Annotated in this window: 18 protein-coding genes; 8 read left to right on the top strand and 10 right to left on the bottom strand. The window is 54.7% G+C overall.

From position 1 onward, the window contains the following. Positions 1 to 58: 58 nt before the first annotated feature. Both WD429_RS12360 and WD429_RS12355 read right to left on the bottom strand, forming a co-directional pair. Positions 59 to 1,228 carry a hypothetical protein gene (locus WD429_RS12360; RefSeq protein WP_368422484.1) on the bottom strand — a complete coding sequence of 390 codons (1,170 nt, stop codon included), beginning with the start codon at positions 1,226 to 1,228 and terminating at the stop codon, positions 59 to 61. 128 nt (positions 1,229 to 1,356) lie between these two features. After that, positions 1,357 to 2,529: an MFS transporter gene (locus WD429_RS12355; RefSeq protein WP_368422483.1), complete on the bottom strand. Its 1,173-nt coding sequence runs from the start codon at positions 2,527 to 2,529 to the stop codon at positions 1,357 to 1,359. Positions 2,530 to 2,631: 102 nt separating this feature from the next. Between WD429_RS12355 and WD429_RS12350 the strand changes: the two genes are divergently transcribed. Both WD429_RS12350 and WD429_RS12345 read left to right on the top strand, forming a co-directional pair. Next, positions 2,632 to 3,510, top strand: coding sequence for a LysR family transcriptional regulator (locus WD429_RS12350; RefSeq protein WP_368422482.1), 879 nt, complete (start codon positions 2,632 to 2,634; stop codon positions 3,508 to 3,510). 74 nt (positions 3,511 to 3,584) lie between these two features. Then, entirely contained in the window at positions 3,585 to 5,300 is a 1,716-nt protein-coding gene (locus WD429_RS12345) for a YdiU family protein (protein ID WP_368422481.1), read from the top strand. Here the strand turns inward: WD429_RS12345 and WD429_RS12340 are convergent. Further along, a complete protein-coding gene (locus WD429_RS12340) occupies positions 5,282 to 6,451 on the bottom strand; it encodes a hypothetical protein (RefSeq protein WP_368422480.1) in 1,170 nt (389 codons plus the stop codon). The genes WD429_RS12345 and WD429_RS12340 overlap by 19 nt on opposite strands. Positions 6,452 to 6,551: 100 nt before the next feature. Between WD429_RS12340 and WD429_RS12335 the strand changes: the two genes are divergently transcribed. Then, positions 6,552 to 6,821 carry a hypothetical protein gene (locus WD429_RS12335; RefSeq protein WP_368422479.1) on the top strand — a complete coding sequence of 90 codons (270 nt, stop codon included), beginning with the start codon at positions 6,552 to 6,554 and terminating at the stop codon, positions 6,819 to 6,821. Here the strand turns inward: WD429_RS12335 and WD429_RS12330 are convergent. After that, positions 6,818 to 7,312: a hypothetical protein gene (locus tag WD429_RS12330; RefSeq protein WP_368422478.1), complete on the bottom strand. Its 495-nt coding sequence runs from the start codon at positions 7,310 to 7,312 to the stop codon at positions 6,818 to 6,820. The two genes, WD429_RS12335 and WD429_RS12330, sit on opposite strands and share 4 nt — an antisense overlap. 35 nt (positions 7,313 to 7,347) lie before the next feature. After that, the gene (locus WD429_RS12325) at positions 7,348 to 7,902 is read right to left on the bottom strand and encodes a hypothetical protein (RefSeq protein ID WP_368422477.1); all 555 of its coding nucleotides are present in this window, start codon (positions 7,900 to 7,902) and stop codon (positions 7,348 to 7,350) included. A 938-nt stretch (positions 7,903 to 8,840) separates the two neighbouring features. Between WD429_RS12325 and WD429_RS12320 the strand changes: the two genes are divergently transcribed. From WD429_RS12320 to WD429_RS12310, 3 genes are read left to right on the top strand one after another with little or no spacing between them, the layout of a single operon-like run. Continuing rightward, positions 8,841 to 9,404: a hypothetical protein gene (locus WD429_RS12320; protein WP_368422476.1), complete on the top strand. Its 564-nt coding sequence runs from the start codon at positions 8,841 to 8,843 to the stop codon at positions 9,402 to 9,404. A 46-nt stretch (positions 9,405 to 9,450) separates the two neighbouring features. Further along, positions 9,451 to 10,218 (top strand): RHS repeat domain-containing protein, encoded by a 768-nt coding sequence (locus WD429_RS12315; RefSeq protein ID WP_368422475.1) that lies wholly within the window; start codon positions 9,451 to 9,453, stop codon positions 10,216 to 10,218. Positions 10,219 to 10,230: 12 nt separating this feature from the next. Next, complete coding sequence (locus tag WD429_RS12310; protein WP_368422474.1) at positions 10,231 to 10,428, top strand: hypothetical protein; 198 nt, start codon at positions 10,231 to 10,233, stop codon at positions 10,426 to 10,428. Positions 10,429 to 10,977: 549 nt separating this feature from the next. Here the strand turns inward: WD429_RS12310 and WD429_RS12305 are convergent. Further along, positions 10,978 to 11,343 carry a hypothetical protein gene (locus WD429_RS12305; protein WP_368422473.1) on the bottom strand — a complete coding sequence of 122 codons (366 nt, stop codon included), beginning with the start codon at positions 11,341 to 11,343 and terminating at the stop codon, positions 10,978 to 10,980. Positions 11,344 to 11,605: 262 nt separating this feature from the next. Between WD429_RS12305 and WD429_RS12300 the strand changes: the two genes are divergently transcribed. Beyond that, positions 11,606 to 12,913, top strand: coding sequence for an acetyl-CoA carboxylase biotin carboxylase subunit family protein (locus tag WD429_RS12300; protein ID WP_368422472.1), 1,308 nt, complete (start codon positions 11,606 to 11,608; stop codon positions 12,911 to 12,913). On the opposite strand, the gene WD429_RS12295 is transcribed toward WD429_RS12300, so the two are convergent. Both WD429_RS12295 and WD429_RS12290 read right to left on the bottom strand, forming a co-directional pair. After that, positions 12,910 to 13,302, bottom strand: coding sequence for a hypothetical protein (locus tag WD429_RS12295; protein WP_368422471.1), 393 nt, complete (start codon positions 13,300 to 13,302; stop codon positions 12,910 to 12,912). The two genes, WD429_RS12300 and WD429_RS12295, sit on opposite strands and share 4 nt — an antisense overlap. Before the next feature lie 47 nt (positions 13,303 to 13,349). Continuing rightward, positions 13,350 to 14,204, bottom strand: a complete 855-nt coding sequence (locus WD429_RS12290; protein ID WP_368422470.1) for a hypothetical protein — start codon at positions 14,202 to 14,204, stop codon at positions 13,350 to 13,352. 183 nt (positions 14,205 to 14,387) lie between these two features. On the opposite strand from WD429_RS12290, the gene WD429_RS12285 reads away from it, so the two are divergent. Beyond that, positions 14,388 to 15,344 (top strand): cupin domain-containing protein, encoded by a 957-nt coding sequence (locus WD429_RS12285; RefSeq protein ID WP_368422469.1) that lies wholly within the window; start codon positions 14,388 to 14,390, stop codon positions 15,342 to 15,344. A 31-nt stretch (positions 15,345 to 15,375) separates the two neighbouring features. Here the strand turns inward: WD429_RS12285 and WD429_RS12280 are convergent, their stop codons facing one another. Continuing rightward, the gene (locus WD429_RS12280) at positions 15,376 to 15,981 is read right to left on the bottom strand and encodes an ATP-dependent zinc protease (RefSeq protein WP_368422468.1); all 606 of its coding nucleotides are present in this window, start codon (positions 15,979 to 15,981) and stop codon (positions 15,376 to 15,378) included. Further along, on the bottom strand, positions 15,978 to 16,514 hold a 537-nt coding region (locus WD429_RS12275), incomplete at its 5' end, for an ACP phosphodiesterase (RefSeq protein ID WP_368422467.1). The genes WD429_RS12275 and WD429_RS12280, both read right to left, overlap by 4 nt.

Below are 16,514 nucleotides of genomic sequence, written 5' to 3'. Positions count from 1 at the left end.
TAGTGCGGCAGATATGGCTGAAGCCGCCGGAGCTCTTTGAGGTTGGTGGTTCGTCACACTACAGTTGCTCGTCGTGACCGGTCTCCCGATAAAAAGCTCGGCTTTTTTCGTAGACTGGTGCCATATCTACCAGGACAAAACCCAGCCCCGATTCGTGCAGGAAGAAGGTGTAAACCTCTTCTGAAGGAAGGCTCTGCCAGTATTCAGGGATATTACTTTCCCGTTGGTTGATTGCAGGGTAATGGGAATGCTCAAAGTAGCCCGCTTCTGTCCTGTCGTACGTTGCTGAAAGGGGGTCGGGTGAGGCCATCAATGCGTACCGCTGCAGGCCGGGATAGGTGGCTGCCGAGGCGACGACACAAAGCACGGCAGCAAGGCCCAGGTGCTCTGCGCGGGGAGCACCTTTCCCCAGCCGGACTCCCAAAACACCTGCCAACAGTGCTGTAGAAACAAACGGCCAGAGTGGCAGGTCACCGGCAACGAGGTAATTGGTGAGCAGCAGGTAGTCAACGAGGGCATAGGTACCTAGCCCGGCAAGCAGAATTAACTGCAGCACCATGCCTTTGTGTTTCAACAAGTTAAAGTGGTTTGCCAATGGCCCGGTTCGATCAGTTGGAGTCGACGTAAAGTCCGCGTTGCCTGAGATCCTGGACAGAGCTCTGACCAGAGGAGCCTCTTTAATGAGGGCCTCCACCTTCGTTTTCGGTTTCCCAAAGGCGCTGCCAATGCCTATGCGATGATCTGGCTGGCCCTGTTGTGAAAAATGATAAGGCTGCAGCCGGTAGGTCCGTCTGTCAGTCACGAGGCTGAGTTTTGACTGCTGAAGAGCCTGGGCCATATTCCGGAAGCCGGTAACAGGGTTTAGTTCAATTTTCCGGATGGTGTTTAACGGAATGCGATGGTCTCCAGTGGTGAACCCCATGAGTCCGAGGCCAGTCAAGCGCGGGATGTGCAACGTGAGGTTCTCGCTATCCAGCTCCAACCAGACCTGTCGATTGACGAACGCCACCACGCAGCCCAACAGCAGGCACAAAGCCAATAGGTACAACTCGACAGGTACGTTACCTTGTTCATTCAGGTAAAGCTGGCTGAAATCCAGCTCGCTAATGCTAGGCAGTGCCAATAACAACAGGCTGCCGAACAAGAACGCCAGTAAAACTCCGATTCCTGCAAACAAGTGGCTGGTTTTGAGGATGCTTGCGGAGTAACGAAAACGCTGTTTGCTCATGGTTCAATGTCGTCCCTGACTCGGTAAGTTAGACATCTATGATAAATGGGAAGGTTTGAGCGGTCTAACTTCCAGCAAGTCTCCAGATGTAGTTGGTAGTCCAGGCACCCTTCGCAAGGCATTCGTCATCAGGCTGTGGCTAACTCCCGATTGTCCAGCGATGCGGAGATCCGCGTGAGGAGCAGGGCACCCAGAACAATTAGCCCGCCAATCCAGGGCGTATCCATCAAGCCCATCCCCTCAACAACGTGACCGCCCAGCCAGGCACCAACAGCAATACCTATGTTGAATGCAGCGATGTTAAGGCCGGAGGCAACGTCCACGGAGTGGGGCGTATAGCGCTCGGCGAGCTGAACCACGTATACCTGCAACCCCGGCACGTTGCCGAATGCAAATGCGCCCCAGACTAGTAGGGTGATGACGGCAGCAATCGGGTTGTAAGCGCTGAACGTGAGCACGAACATGATCGCAGCCAATCCTCCGAAAATGATGTAAAGCGCCGAGGTCGGGCCCAGGCGGTCGGCCAACTTTCCACCCCAAATGTTGCCGGTCGCAACGGATACGCCATACACCAGGAGCAGCAGACTAACCATGCCAGGCGCAAATCCGGTCACATCCTGCAGGATGGGTGTGAGGTATGTGAAGGCGGTAAAGGTGCCGCCATATCCGATGGCTGTCATCGCATACACCAGCAGCAGCCGTGGGTGTGTGACCACCTCAAGTTGCTGCCGAAGTGTCGCTGGTGCCGATTGTTTCAGGTTTTTAGGCACCAACAGGGCACTACCAATCAGAGCGACGCCCCCCAACGCAGCCACTGCGAGGAAGGTGGCCCGCCAGCCAAAAGTCTGGCCGACGAAAGTTCCGAGCGGCACGCCCGTCACCAACGCAACGGTCAGGCCGGTAAACATGATGGCAATGGCGCTGGCTTCTTTTTCCCTGGGAACCAGGCTGGTGGCAATGGTGGAACCGATTGAAAAGAACACACCGTGCGCAAGTCCCGTAAGCACCCTGGCGGTGATAAGAGAACCATAGTTTGGTGCCATCCATGCCAGCACGTTGCCAACGATGAACAGCGCCATCAGCGACAGTAACACCAGCTTTCGATCCCAGCGGCCAGTGAGAGCCGTCAGTACCGGAGCGCCAACGGCGACACCCAGGGCATAAAGGCTGACCAGCAGGCCGGCAGAGGGCAGAGTCACCCCCAGATCCTGGGCAATGGTCGGAACCAGGCCAACGATGACGAATTCGGTGGTCCCGATTGCAAAGGCACTCAGCGTCAGTGCAAAGAGGGCAATGGGCATAGCAGATTTCTCCGATGGGTTTGATTGACGGTGCTTAGTGTGACGCCGCATACTTTTGCGATAAACGGTGATTACTGAAAAATACTTTTGCGGAAAATGAGAATGAAAAGTCGGTCGGACGATCTGAATCTTCTGCTTTCGGTGGTAGACAGTGGCAGCTTCAGCGGGGCCGCTGAGCAGCTTGAGGTGTCAGTGACGCGGGTATCACGAGCGGTATCGAGGTTGGAGCAGTCACTGAACACCACACTTCTTAACCGAACCACGCGCAAGCTCGGCTTAACGGAAGAAGGGCGCATATTTGTCGAGAAGGTGCGGTCCGGACTGGCAGCGCTTGAGGAGGCGGAAGAACAGCTCGCGATACGGAAACAGCGACCGGCCGGGCGTTTAAGGGTCGATGCGGCCAACCCGTTTTTGCTGCATCAGATCGTTCCCCATATCCGGGATTTTCGGGAGGCCTATCCGGATATAGAGCTTGAACTGACTGCCAGCGATCAGATCGTGGATCTACTGGAGCGCAGGATTGATGTTGCTATCAGAATCGGAGGGCTTGAGGATTCGACCCTGCACGCCAGGGCGCTCGGGCGTTCTCCGCTGTCCATTGTTGCATCCCCCGGGTACCTGAAGAAGAACGGTCCCTGCGAGTCTCCCTCCGATCTCAAAGATCACTCCATCATCGGGTTTACGGCGCCAGAGTCCCTGAATATCTGGCACTTGGGTGAAGGCGTCCGTGTTCGGCCGACTCTTCGGGCCAGTAGCGGCGAGGCCGTGCGCCAGCTTTGCCTCCAGGGCAATGGCTTGGCTTACCTGTCGTGTTTCATGATCAGTGAGGATATCCGGCGCGGGGAACTGCTAGAGGTTCTGGACGAGCACCTGGTTCGCCCGAATCCTCGAGAATTGGTCAATGCGGTTTACTATCGAAACACGGCGCTGTCTGCTCGTATTCGGGTATTCCTGGATTTCTTCGAGAATCGGTGGGGTTAAGATGAGACGGAACTCATTTAACCATGCACAATCATACTGTTGACCATAACCAAACCAACGCATAAGGAGTCCCTATGCTAGAGCGACGTCACCGGGAAACGCCCACAATTGTCGCGACCCTCGACGATCTCGCAACCTTGGCAGACTATTCGCTCATGGACACTCTCAACTGCGACCCTGAAGCGAAAGCAAACGGAGCTGACCACGCGCCGCGACAGGTCTTCTCGGGCCACTATGTTTCGGTCAGCCCCACGCCCATTGAAAACCCCGAATACGTCGCGCACAGCCAAAACCTGTTTCGCGAACTGGCCTTCGCCGACAGCCTGGCGCAGTCGGACGACTTCGTCCGCATGTTCTCCGGTGACTTATCGCGCGTTCCGGAGCCGATGCGCAACGTCGGGTGGGCGTGTGGCTACGCGCTGTCTATTTACGGGAATGAATACATTCAGCAATGCCCGTTTCAGACCGGCAACGGATACGGCGACGGTCGCGCCATATCCGTGCTTGAGGCTGTCATCAACGGTCAGCGCTGGGAAATGCAGCTGAAAGGGGCAGGGCGCACACCCTACTGCCGCGGCGCGGACGGCCGGGCCGTTTTGCGGTCCAGTGTCCGGGAGTTTTTGGCACAGGAGCACATGCACGCGCTCGGAGTGCCAACGTCACGATCCCTGAGTCTGTACGTGTCGAAAACCGAGACAGTCAGGCGGCCATGGTATTCGGAGGGTTCGCGCTCCATGGATCCGGATGTGTTGATATCCGAGCCAGTTGCCATCTCTACGCGTGTGGCTCCTTCGTTCATACGGGTAGGGCAGTTGGAGCTCTTTAGTCGTCGTGCTCGCAAGCAGGAACACCCGCAGGCGATGGCGGAGCTGGAGAAGATCGTCCTGCACCTGATCGATCGTGAGTACGGTGACGTGATCGACCAGTCACTGCCTACCGCCGAAAAAGTGGTGTTGCTTGCAGAGGAGTTCCGCAGCCGATTGACGTCGCTGGTGGCGAACTGGATCCGCGTGGGCTACTGCCAGGGCAACTTCAACAGCGACAACTGTGCGGCCGGCGGCTTCACGCTCGACTATGGCCCCTTTGGATTCATGGATGTGTTTGATCCGCAGTTCCAACCCTGGACGGGTGGCGGGCAGCACTTCGCGTTCCTGAATCAACCCGTGGCGGCAGAACGAAACTTTCACTCGTTTTGTTCAGCGTTGCGGCCGTTATTGGCGGCGGAACCGGATTGTCTGCAGCAGCTTGACGAGATTCAACGTGATTTTCCGGAGGTGATGCAGGAACAGATGGAGAAGATGTGGGCGGCCAAGCTTGGACTTGACGCTTTTGACGCGGCCTTGTTCAGCGAGCTCGCAACGCTGATGATGCTAACGACCGTTGATTACACCCTGTTCTTCCGGGAACTCTCGTCGTTGCCTGACGATATTGGCCCACTCAAGAAGAGCTTTTACAAGGGCCATACCTATGCTGCAGACCCCGGGGGCCTGGACAAGCGCTGGTCAGTGTGGCTCTCAAAATGGCAATCGCTCACTCAATCTCACTCTCGAGAGGAGCTTTCCAGTCAGATGAAGCTGGTCAATCCCAAGTACAGTTTGAGGGAGTGGTTCGTTGTGCCTGCCTATCAGCAAGCGGCAGCCGGGGATTACGCTTTGCTGCGAGAACTGCAGGACGTCATGACGCAGCCATACGCCGAGCAATCGGCGGACGTAGAAGAAAAATACTACAGGCTGAAGCCGCCGGAGCTCTTTGAGGTTGGTGGGTCGTCGCACTATAGCTGCTCGTCGTGACCGGTCTCCCGATAAAAGGCACGGCTTTTCTCGTACACTGTCGACATATCGACCAGGACAAACCCCAGCCCTGATTCATGCAGAAAGAAGGTGTAACCCCCTGCTGGGGGAAGACTCTGCCAGTATTCGGGGATGCTGCTTTCCCGTTGGTTGACCGCAGGATAACGGGAATGCTCAAAGTAGCCGGCTTCTGTCCTGTCGTAAGTAACTGCAAGGGGTTCGGGTGAGACCATTAACGTGTACCGCTGCAGGCCAGGATAGGTGGCCGCCAAAGCGATGACACAAAGCAGGCCAGCAAGGCCCAGGTGCTCTGCGCGGGGAGCCCCTTTCCCCAGCCGGACACCCAGAACACCTGCCAGCAGTACTGTAGAAACAAACGGCCAGAGGGGCAGGTCACCGGCAACGAGGTAATGGGTGAGCAGTAGGTAATCAACGAGGGCATAGGTACCGAGCCCGGCAAGCAGAACTAACTGCAGAACCATGCCTTTGTGTTTCAATAAGTTAAAGTGGTTTGCCAATGGCCCGGTCCGATCAACCGGGGTCGACGTAAAGTCCGCGTTGCCTGCGATCCCGGACAGCGCTTTGACAAGCGGGGCCTCTTTAATGAGGGCTTCCACCTTCGTCTTGGGTTTCCCAAAGGCGCTGCCAATGCCTATCCGATGGTCTGGCTGGCCCGCTTGTGAAAAATGGTAGGGCTGCAGCCGATAGGTCCGCCTGTCAGTCACGAGGTTGAGTTTTGACTGCTGAAGAGCCTGAGCCATATTCCGGAACCCGGTAACCGGAGCTAGTTCAATCTTCCGGATGGTGCTTAACGGAATGCGGTGGTCTCCAGTGGTGAACCCCATGAGCCCGAGGCCGGTCAATCGGGGGATGTGAACCGTGAGGTTCTCGCTGTCCAGTTCCAACCAGACCTGGCGATTGACATACGCCACGACGCAACCCAGCAGCAGGCACAAAGCGAACAGGTGCAGCTCGACAGGCACGTGACCTTGTTCGTCCAGGTAGAGCTGGCTGAAATCCAGCTCGCTAACGCTAGGCAGTTCCAATAACAACAGGCTGCCGAACAAGAACGCCAGTAAAACTCCAATTCCTGCAAATAAGTGGCTGGTTTTGAGAATGCTTGCGGAGTAACGAAAACGCTGTTTGCTCATGGTTCAATGTCGTCCCTGACTCGGTAGGTTTGAAATCTATGGTAATGGGGATGGGAGCATCGTTGGCGAGAGAGTATAGCGTTTTGGACGACCATAGAAAGTGCTAGATTCCCACAATGACCAACCCACCTACGACTGGACCTACCGGTACGACGGCAACTGGACCCACGACATCAATGGCACAAGAAGAACCATCACCTGGGACGACGAAAACCGCATAAGAGAAATCAGGGACAACGGCCACCGGCTGACCTACACCTACGATGCAGCCGGCCAGATGCACGCGGCCCGCGGCCGCGAGGGCCATTACGATTATCTCAACGTGCAAAAAGAGCCGAGACAAGTAGCCCGCGGCTTATATTTCGATTAATTTGTGTGGGAGAGGCACATGTCATGCTCATTTCGCGCCCACTCCAGCAGCACATCGGACAAAGGCTCGTAGGTCGAGGCAAGGGGAGGGTGATAGTGGTGGGTCTTTATTCTCGTCGTTGTGGGTGAATCAGAGGAAACCTCGGCCACTAGAACATGGCCCGAATCGTGATCCGGTGCGTCCTTTAGTTTGAACAGATAGGCAAGTATGAAGGCATATTCGTCCTTTCCCGGGTAGAATCGAACGAAGCGGTCAGTTGTGCGTCCGATTCCCGTTACCTGATCGGAAGCTGGCTTTTCAAAACAGCGTGGAGCAATGGTTTTCAGGTCAGACTTAACATCGGCGTAGCTGCGGTCAATCATTTCAGTTTGGGTGTTGTAAAAGAAACCACCATCTTCTTGAATGATTCTCTGGTGGTCTCTCATCAAGTCTGTTGGCGCAACGCAGCCCGATAGTATCGCGACCAGAGCGGGTAGTACGAATATCTTCATGGAGCTAATTCCTGGCTGGCGTGTTAGTCAATGTGTTAATCGAAGTATTTGTCGCAGATGGAGACATCGAAATCGGCAATTTTTTCGATATCGGCCATACCTTCCGGGGTTTGCATCTTGAAGTAAAAATCCCCGACAACCATCCCGGAAGATGTTTTCAATCGCTTATAGCTGATCGAATAATCCGTGTCAGCCTCAGCTAGAAACACCACATCAATGAAGTTGATAATGGTTGAGTTTCCTACGGAATCATCGAATTCGACATAAGCGCGGAGAGGTTTCGTCGGAATGCTTAGTGTTGCACTGGGATCATCTGAGTCTGCCTCGATGGTGCCAAGGTACGCGTTATCCTTGATGATCGGCTCTTTGAAGATCAGTCCCTCTTGGCCACAGGCTTCGCCGCTTTGAATCATTTCGAAATCGTAAAGATGTACGTAAATCTCTCGATCGAATATCGTATCGGTTTCGACGCTTACCTTTAAGGTGGCAGTGTTGCCGGGGTTTCCATTGTCTCGGTAAGTATTGATACCGGAGCAACCGCCAAGAACGGCTGAGGCAAGGATAAGGGCCAGGCTTGTTTGGATTCTCATTGTTTTTCCTTTTTTGGCGATTGGTGGCCGAATGTAGCGTTTCAGGACATCGCACCTCCTGGCCCCCCGAGCCATCCAGGCGGGGTCAATCGCGAACGCGAAGGCATGAAAATCCCATTAATTTCAGTAGTTAGGGACGTTAACAAAACGGCACTGTACAAACATGCGACGTTTGGTGACGGATTGAAAAGAAAGGTAACTAGGTTGAGGACGCACGCCCTTAGACGTCCGTGGTATTCGAAGGGCTTTCGTTTTGTTCAGCGTTGCGGTGGACGACCACACTAAGTACTAAAACTGCCTAACCGAAAATCACATAGTTAGCGCCGGGTTTCCACGCGCAGTGCTAAACAAACTTAAAGTAAATTCTAGAATAGAGCACGCGTTTTAGTTTACACACAAAGTACTAAATTTGTCGTCCGGGCCAGCAGCCGAATTTTTCCAACTCCGGGTGGACCTGCCCCTACCTAAGCAGAAAGCGGTTGAGCTAGCGGAGAGCAGGTCACTTGAAATCTAGGAGAAATTAAATAAGCTTAGTAGCTAACTAAAAATCATAAGGGATTCGTTTGGTCTCCTTGGAATATACGGCTACCAACAAGCCAGTCAGATCTCGGATTGAGAATTGTATGGAGCTAGCGTGCAGGCGACCAATATCCCATTCCATGGAAGGACGCGCAGTATGCCAGTAGCATTTGGCCGTCACCTTAGAAACGTCTGTTTCGCTAAACTTGCGACTCACACATTACTCGTGTCGTCGCTATTTGCGAGCTCAGCCTACGCTGCCACTTTAGAGGTGCCCCCGATTTATGGGCCGCCCTACAGTTTTCCTGTTAGATATGGGGGGGATGTGGTCGCTGATTCATCTACAGTAAGCGGGGCTGTTCAAAGAGTAATTTAAAAACAACAAACGCGAGCCGTTCATTGGTGGCCTTTTAAAAGGAATGAAAAGATATGGAAAGAAGCCAAAGAAGAACATCGACTACGGCTACGACGCCAACGGCAATCGCTCGAGCCGCAACGTCACCGACGGCCTGAGCACCCAGGAAGCGACCTACGAGTACGCCACCGACAGCCACCACCTGTTGAGCGTCAATACCACCGAAAACCTCATCTCGTCCGAGCGCACCTTCAGCTACAACGCCGCCGGCAACCTGATCGAGGACGCGTCACCGGATCGGATCCTGACCATGAACTACAGCCAGCAGAACCGCCTGGAAGAAGTCCAGCAGACCGACCCGGCAACGGATTCCTTCGGCGGTTTGCTGGGCTCGCTCGGAGGAGAGCTGGCCCCCCCGGAAACGCTTGCGCTGTATCTCCACAATGCCTTGGGCCAGCGGGTGGTCAAGGTCGCCACCGACCCGGCCGCCAACACCCACTTCCAGTACAACCTGGCGGGACAGTTGATCGGAGAGACGTCCGCCAGTGGTGAATTGGTTCGTGAGTACCTGTACCTGAACCTGAACGGCACCCCGGTGGCGATGCTGGAGGCCGACAATGCGCAATAACGAGAATACCCCTCGGTCATCCAGGAACCAAGGAGTCAGGACCGCCATGACCAGACAGCTCATTGCCCTCATTGCATTGGTGTTCAGCACCATGACCGCCCAGGCGGCCAGCCAGCTTTACTATATTCACACCGACCACCTGGGCACGCCCCAGGTAGTAACCGACAGCGACCAGCAGGTGGTGTGGGAAGGACGGCAGATGCCGTTCGGGGAGTTGCACAGCCAGCAAGGAACGATCACCCAGCCACTGCGCTTCCCGGGGCAGTATGCGGATCAGGAAACGGGCTTTAGCTACAATTACTTTCGAGACTACGACGCCAGTTTGGGCCGGTATATCCAGAGTGATCCGATTGGATTGGGAGCTGGACTCAATACCTATGGCTACGTAAGCCAGAACCCATCAAGGTTTGTGGATGTATTTGGCTTAGTGCAAGGAAGCATTACTTTTGATGTTTCAGGAATAGTTGGACCCTTTGGAGGTAGCCGATCTGGTGGAATTGCATTCGACGATGAGGGTCGAGTTTGTGCTGTATATTCCACCTGCCAAACCAATGGGGAGCCGGAAGGCAAAGATGGAGCCTTTGGTTTATATGTCCAAGGTGGTTTTGGTGCAAGTATAGCTTCTGGCCAATTGTGTGACGGAAGTACTGAGTCCACCAAAGACTCGCTCGAAGGTGCTGTGTTTGGGGCATTTTCTGGAAGTTTAAGTGAGGATGAAGAAGGAAATGTGTCGGCTGCAAAGGGTGTTGTTGGTTTGGGTTTTGGGGCTTCTGTAAAAACGGAGCAATGCACTACATCCGTTCACTGCTTTTAGAGGTGAGTTGTTATGGAAAAAGTAAACTATAGGCTGGCACTGTGGCCGTTTTTTACTGGAGTTATGTTTATTTTTTTAGGGATCTGTCTCAATAAAGGGCTAGGCCTCACATCGCTGGGCGTAAATACAACATTTATTGGGCTTGGTATAGTGTTTACAGCAATGGCTTTGGCCCTGTTTATATGGTTGAAGTGGTTGATCGGTCGGTAAGGAGGACTTGGGAGCCCCGTCACCCTGAATTACATTTCGGTGTTTGGGCGGTATGTCCAGAGTGATCCGATCAAGCTTAACGGTGACTTTGGGGCTAGATGTAGCAGATCGAGAAAGTTGGGCGTTCTGCCGTACGGGAGAGGCACACTTTGTTGTTCGGCAACCGAATGACGGTAGAGCGCTATAGTTTGGGGCAGTACGCCGTTTTAAGTACTTTGCGTGGACGTCTAGTTAAAACATGTAAAAAAAGGGGGATACGTCACGGTTTCGTGAGGGGTGGGCTCTCCCGCGAATTATCACAACTGCGCATAATGTATATTATGTTAAATTCGCTATACGAATATGCAATCATAAGGAATGTGAATGCGCTTGCTGCGCTTCTACCTGTTGCCTTAGGCCTTAGCCCAACTGTCATGCCCAAGCCCAGTGGCTCGCGCAACCTCCTCTTGAGGAACGGCGGCCAAGTCTCCCAACTCTCTCGTGTCATAGTGAAACACGCACAAACGCGAAGCGAATTCGGCGAACACCAGCGACACTTCGCCGTGAAGCTCACCGGTGCCATAAAAGCGCCTCAATAGCCGTATAGTCGGGCGCGCCCTGTCGCAATGTTCGCGCGGCCAAAGCAGGCTGCAGGATGGCAGGTTTGCCCCAGTCAGTGTTGGCAAACAGCCCCTTGGATTCCATAGCCGCTACCCGGGCAGACAGTGCGTTCAGTCCGTCGGGTTCTGCCATGACGGTGAGCGCCACCGCCAGTACCTCGCTATTGCGAGCCTTGGGGTCGCTCTGCCGGGCAAGCGTAAGCTGTTTCAATGCCTCATCAAACTTTGCAACGGCAGCGCTGTCACCTGAATTTGAGCCCGGATTCGTCATGATCTTTTCCTTGCTGACTTTTTGCGCCATGTTGGGATCGTCCAAAGATGCTCTTGAGGCGTTCGGGAAGCAAATCATTCCGGGGCTTTGTTTCTATTTGTAACCATACCGACTATATTGAAAAGGATTATTGGGATCTATTGGCCCGCTTTATCCGTCCGGTGAGTACGTCAACAACTTTAGTGTTCTGGCTCTATCTGGGTCACTCATCCCCCCCTGTAAACGACACTGCCAACTGGATCAGTTCACCTAGTGCGTTCGATTGTGAGCGCAGTTTGTCTGGGTTAACCAGCAAGGAGAACACCGAATGTCGATAACTTCAGATAAGACTTTACCAACGGAAATCGCCGCGTGGCTCGATCCGACCATGGATTCAGTTCGCGGTACGGAAACCCCCAAAGACCCGAACAAAGGCTACATCGCCCTGCTTGGCTGGAGCGTCAATGCGATCAAGGCAGCGCAAAAATTTGACCGCCGCTATATCGTCGTTGCTCCGGATTGGGCTGCGGATTTTTGTTCTGCAAACAAGATTCCGTTCATTCCATGGGATTTTATCCGTCTGAATGACCGGTCGATAGAGATCGCCCAGTTACTTAAGGCGGAGGGTGTCGATGTCGCCATACCCTTATTCGAGGAAACCGTTGAATGGTCTGGTGCGATCAACTCCGTGCTTCTCGATAGCCCCCGCATGTACGGGCAATCGATTCTGTTCCGAGACAAGGCGTTGATGAAGCGCCGTGCCCAGCTTGGCGGTATACGGGTCGGCATCTTCGAAGAAGCACACGAGAAGGAAGACATCGTGCGCTTTATGAAGCGCGTTAATCAAACGCTGCTCAAACTGGATGGTGATCCGGACGACCCGATTCACGTTAAAGCCTTCGACAAAGCCGGTTGCCTGGGCCATCGGATGATCCGCACGTTAGAGGAAATTGAAACCATTCCCGCAGAAGAGTATCCGCTGCTCATGGAAAGTCACCTCGATGGCTGGGAGTTTGCTGTAGAGGCCTGGATCCACGACGGAAAAATCAAGTTCCTCAACATTTCCGAATACGTAACGCTGGGCTACTCGGTCTTCGTACCCGCCACCGAGCAGCTTGAAAGCTGGCGTAACGCGATCACCAAACAGATCGAGTTGTTGATCAAAACGTTCGAGATAAAATTCGGTTTGATTCATCCAGAGTACTTCGTCACCGCAGACGGCGAGATGTACTTTGGTGAGGTTGCGTATCGGCCGCCGGGCTTCAAGGCTTTCGAGCTGATTGAGCGCGCTTATGGCTTCAGCGCCTATCAGGCGTCCATGCTGGTGTTCGATCCGAAAAGCACCAAAGAGGAGGTAGATGCGTTCTTCCCTAGCGAAGTGGTCGATGCGAAGGGCTACGCCGGTTGCTTCGGTGTATACCCCCGGCGTCGTGTGGTCAGCAAGCTGGAAATGCCCAGGGAGACCGTGGATCACCCCTACTTCGAGTCCCATGAGTTGGTCGCACCGAAAGAAGAAACCGTGCCTGACCGCTCGGCCTTCGGGACCCACTGGGGCCTGATCTTCTTCTTCGGTGACGACCCCATCAAGATGAGGGACTTGCTGAAATCTCAGGAAGAACTGGATTTCTACGTCTAGAGGCTCCTTGTGTGGCGGATATCCTTTCGGCTATTCACCATGGCTTCGGCCAAAGAACCGAGGCGGCCACGAATGGCTGCCTCGGTGATCGTTGCCCTGACGATCTCCCGTTGGGCGTGGCTACCGCCAAATTGATTGGCAATGAATAACGCCGGATACAGGGTTTCTGCCGCCTCGCGGTAGCGGCCCTGCCAGAATGCGAGGAATCCGCTCACCAGTGGTAACCCGAGCTTTTCTGCCCAGGTTGCAACTTCGTTGGACCCTTGGGCGACGGCCTGCAGTGTACGGATCACCTTCTCCAGAGCTTCCATCAGGTCAGCGCCGGCGTAGGCCATTGCGGCGTGCCAGTCGTTAAAGGGATAGTTAGATGGATAGCTGCTTTCGGTCATGTGAACATCCCAACCCATCGCCAGCTTTTGCCACCGGTCGCCGGTGTCTATGCCTTGCAGGCTGAGTCGCCACAGAACGCAGAGGCGTCGACAAGATCCAGGGCCACAGTACTTCCTGTGTTCCGAATACGCCGGTCATAAAGTGCCAGCGCTTTATGGGGTTGGCCAAGTTCCAGATAGAACAGGCACTGGTGCCACACGTTGTGCACCTTGAAAAAATTGTTGTCTCCCGACCAGTGCGGATAGCGGGTAACCATCCAGCCAATGCCATCTTCCGCGCGCCCCTGCATCTCCATGACGTGCGCAACGGCGTGGTGGGCCCAGCAATCCAGTGGCTCCAGATCGACAGCTCGCCGCCCTGCTTCTTCTGCCCGGCCGTAGTGCCCCGTTTCTTCCAGCCCGAAGGCATGCATTCCCAGAAGGATGGAATACCCCTGCATGTCAGGCGTCCATTTTGGCAGAACCCGGGCGATGCGCTCTCGCAGGTTCTGTGAGTTGGCGCGGTAAAAATCGATCAGGTGCCCGGCCTGAATGCCCAGCAGATCATGGGGGTAGTCCATGTTGTGCCAGTCCAGGGTAATGGCGGCACGGGTCCAGTCACCGTCAAGCAGTTGCTGAAGTGCTGCAAGGTGCGATGTTTCCCGCTCCGGCAGCCGTTGATCTTTCAAAGAATCGACAACCGCCCTCACCTCGGCATTCGCGCCGGGTTCCGTAGCCAATGCCAGCAAATAGGCCCTCAGTATCCTGGCCATAATGAAGCCGGGCGAAGATTCGATAACCCCGTCAATAATCGCCACTGGGTCACCCAGGTAGAGGTTAAAGGCGTTAATGGCCGTGTCATATCCTTCCGTAGCCTGGGTATTCGCGCCGTACAAGGTGTTTCCCTGGTTATCAGTCAGCATGGTGTGTGATCTCTGGTTGAGCATTCGTTTTGCACGATTCGCGACTGCTGCTGATTCACCCGGAATCTTCATGCCTGCTCTTCGGCTCCGGTGTTATTATCAAGTGATTCGCGCTGCGCCAACATGATCAGGACACCGGGATTTATGGCTGATCCGCCGTTTTTGACACGAAGGCAGGCCTCAATGAATGGCAACCTGGATTTGCTTCTGGATATTCACTTCACAGGCGGGGTTTTCCTTGATGCCCGCTTTTCAGCACCCTGGTGCATTACGGCACAGGTCGGTCCGGAAGACTGCGCTCCATTCACCCCGCAACCGCGCCATATCATTGCCTACCACCTTGTGACCAAAGGTCGAATGCGACTGGCATTGAGCAATGACGAACCCATATCCGTAGAAACGGGACAGCTGGTGGTAATTCCGAAAAATGACGTTCACACCATTGGCAGCGACCTGACTCTGAGCCCAACGGACGTCACCAACCTCATCGAGCCGGGTGATAACGGGGGCATCGCACAAATCGTACATGGCGGCGGCGGGGACTGGACGCATCTTTTATGCGGATTTCTTGGCAATGATCAGCCCGGAAACGCGCTCTTTGCCCTATTGCCCAGTGTGCTGAAGCTCGATGTTACGGACGTCGCCACCAGCGCGTGGATCGAGAGCTCCTTTCGTTTTGGTGCTCTGACGCTTTCCGGGCAAAGCTCGGAATCCCACCGGGTGCTGGCGAGGCTTTCGGAACTACTCTTTATGGATGCGGTTACCCGATACATTAGCGCGACCCAACCGCGACAGCTTGCATGGAGGGCCAGCCAGAGAGACCCGATTATTGGCCGAGCGCTTGGACTGATTCACGGCCGGATAGCCGAGGACTGGACCACGGAGCGCCTGGCCCGAGAGGTGGGGTTGTCGCGCTCTGCGTTTGCGGACCGTTTCTCCCGGTTAATCAAAGTGCCGCCTATGGCCTACCTGGCCAGCGTGCGGCTTGAGAAAGCATCGGTAAAACTCCGTGAAAGCGCAGTGCCCATCCCCAGAATAGCCTCCGCCATTGGTTATGAATCCGAAGCTGCGTTCAGTCGAGCATTCAGGCGGGTATACGGGGTGCCCCCAGGCACCTGGCGTAAGCAAGCCGGCACCTGATCTGTCGAGATTGTGACGTCACCCCGCTGCCTTAATCTGCTGGTGTCGTGTTGTGGTCGCTCTCGGCAAGCTTATCCAGAGTTCGGTGTTCGCATTCTTTCTCGGCAAGAAAAGCCTCGGCAGAGGTCACAAGAATGTTGTCGTCGCTCATGAATCGCCGGCCGAGTAAGGCAGGGTATGAGAACTTCCCCCGGTCGGTGAGTGAAAATTCCGTTTCATGGGTGGACCCCGCAATGCAGAACTCCATTCTCACGACGTATCGGCGCTGTGATTCAGCACCTTTGCGCTTGATTTTTACGGTGCGCTCAACCGGGCGCTCAAACTCAAGAGTGACGTCCTCAGGCGCTGGGCCGCCTTCGCCGTCTTCCTGATCACGATGATCGGCAAGCGGAACCTGGAAACTCACCCATTCGTCGTCCCCTTTTTCAAAAGGCTCGACATTGACCGCGTGCAGGGATGACGTCTTGGCACCGGTATCCAGCCTGGCTTTGAGCCGCAAGCCGGTGTCCTGCAGTACAACCCACTCTACAAAGCCGAGAGACTCCGGTGGGCGTTCTGATTTTTCTCCGCCCAGGGCGGTGGCGGGCGCAGTTGAGCTTAAAATCGCTGCGAGGGTGAGTCCCGTCACTAATTTCATTCAATATCTCCGGCGTAGGTGATCAAATCAGGGAAGAACACCAGGAATCGATTTTCAAGCTCTTCCTGGTGGTCCCGGAGTTCGTCGATAACGTCATAAAAGCGATGTTCGAATCGTATACGTGCGGCAACGCGATTCAGAGCGTAGCCGAGCGAATCCAGGTCGGCGTATGCGTTGAACCAGTCGTGGTCGGCCATTCTACGCGTGGTGGTTTTCATGTTATCTGGCATCAGGTGTTCGTACTCGCGGAACTCACGGTAAACCTGATCGATAAAGGTAGCGGTGTTGAGGTTACTGAATCGTTGCCAGTGCCTTAACAGATAGTGATCGTACAGCATGTCCAGCGCTATGCCCGCGAATCGTCGCCGCTGGCTGGAGAACAGGCGCTTGCTGGCAAGCACCTGTGGGTGGCGGTCAGTAAAGGCATCGACTGCCCGGTGGTGCAGGATGCCTTCCCTGACCTGGGGTGTTACCGACTCAAGCGCCAACCCTCGTGCAAAATCCCCCATCAGGCTGCCAATTCGGATCTGTGG

The organism is Marinobacter sp. (genome assembly GCF_040904845.1).
Classification (GTDB): Bacteria; Pseudomonadota; Gammaproteobacteria; order Pseudomonadales; family Oleiphilaceae; genus Marinobacter.
The sequence above is the reverse complement of the archived record's forward strand: the minus strand, read 5'-3'. Positions and strand labels throughout refer to the sequence as shown.

Coding starts and splice junctions, on each gene's coding strand:
- WD429_RS12360 (WP_368422484.1), bottom strand. CDS start 1,228: ATGAGCAAACAGCGTTTTCGTTACTCCGCAAGCATCCTCAAAACCAGC.
- WD429_RS12355 (WP_368422483.1), bottom strand. CDS start 2,529: ATGCCCATTGCCCTCTTTGCACTGACGCTGAGTGCCTTTGCAATCGGG.
- WD429_RS12350 (WP_368422482.1), top strand. CDS start 2,632: ATGAAAAGTCGGTCGGACGATCTGAATCTTCTGCTTTCGGTGGTAGAC.
- WD429_RS12345 (WP_368422481.1), top strand. CDS start 3,585: ATGCTAGAGCGACGTCACCGGGAAACGCCCACAATTGTCGCGACCCTC.
- WD429_RS12340 (WP_368422480.1), bottom strand. CDS start 6,451: ATGAGCAAACAGCGTTTTCGTTACTCCGCAAGCATTCTCAAAACCAGC.
- WD429_RS12330 (WP_368422478.1), bottom strand. CDS start 7,312: ATGAAGATATTCGTACTACCCGCTCTGGTCGCGATACTATCGGGCTGC.
- WD429_RS12325 (WP_368422477.1), bottom strand. CDS start 7,902: ATGAGAATCCAAACAAGCCTGGCCCTTATCCTTGCCTCAGCCGTTCTT.
- WD429_RS12320 (WP_368422476.1), top strand. CDS start 8,841: ATGAAAAGATATGGAAAGAAGCCAAAGAAGAACATCGACTACGGCTAC.
- WD429_RS12315 (WP_368422475.1), top strand. CDS start 9,451: ATGACCAGACAGCTCATTGCCCTCATTGCATTGGTGTTCAGCACCATG.
- WD429_RS12310 (WP_368422474.1), top strand. CDS start 10,231: ATGGAAAAAGTAAACTATAGGCTGGCACTGTGGCCGTTTTTTACTGGA.
- WD429_RS12300 (WP_368422472.1), top strand. CDS start 11,606: ATGTCGATAACTTCAGATAAGACTTTACCAACGGAAATCGCCGCGTGG.
- WD429_RS12295 (WP_368422471.1), bottom strand. CDS start 13,302: ATGACCGAAAGCAGCTATCCATCTAACTATCCCTTTAACGACTGGCAC.
- WD429_RS12290 (WP_368422470.1), bottom strand. CDS start 14,204: ATGCTGACTGATAACCAGGGAAACACCTTGTACGGCGCGAATACCCAG.
- WD429_RS12285 (WP_368422469.1), top strand. CDS start 14,388: ATGAATGGCAACCTGGATTTGCTTCTGGATATTCACTTCACAGGCGGG.
- WD429_RS12280 (WP_368422468.1), bottom strand. CDS start 15,981: ATGAAATTAGTGACGGGACTCACCCTCGCAGCGATTTTAAGCTCAACT.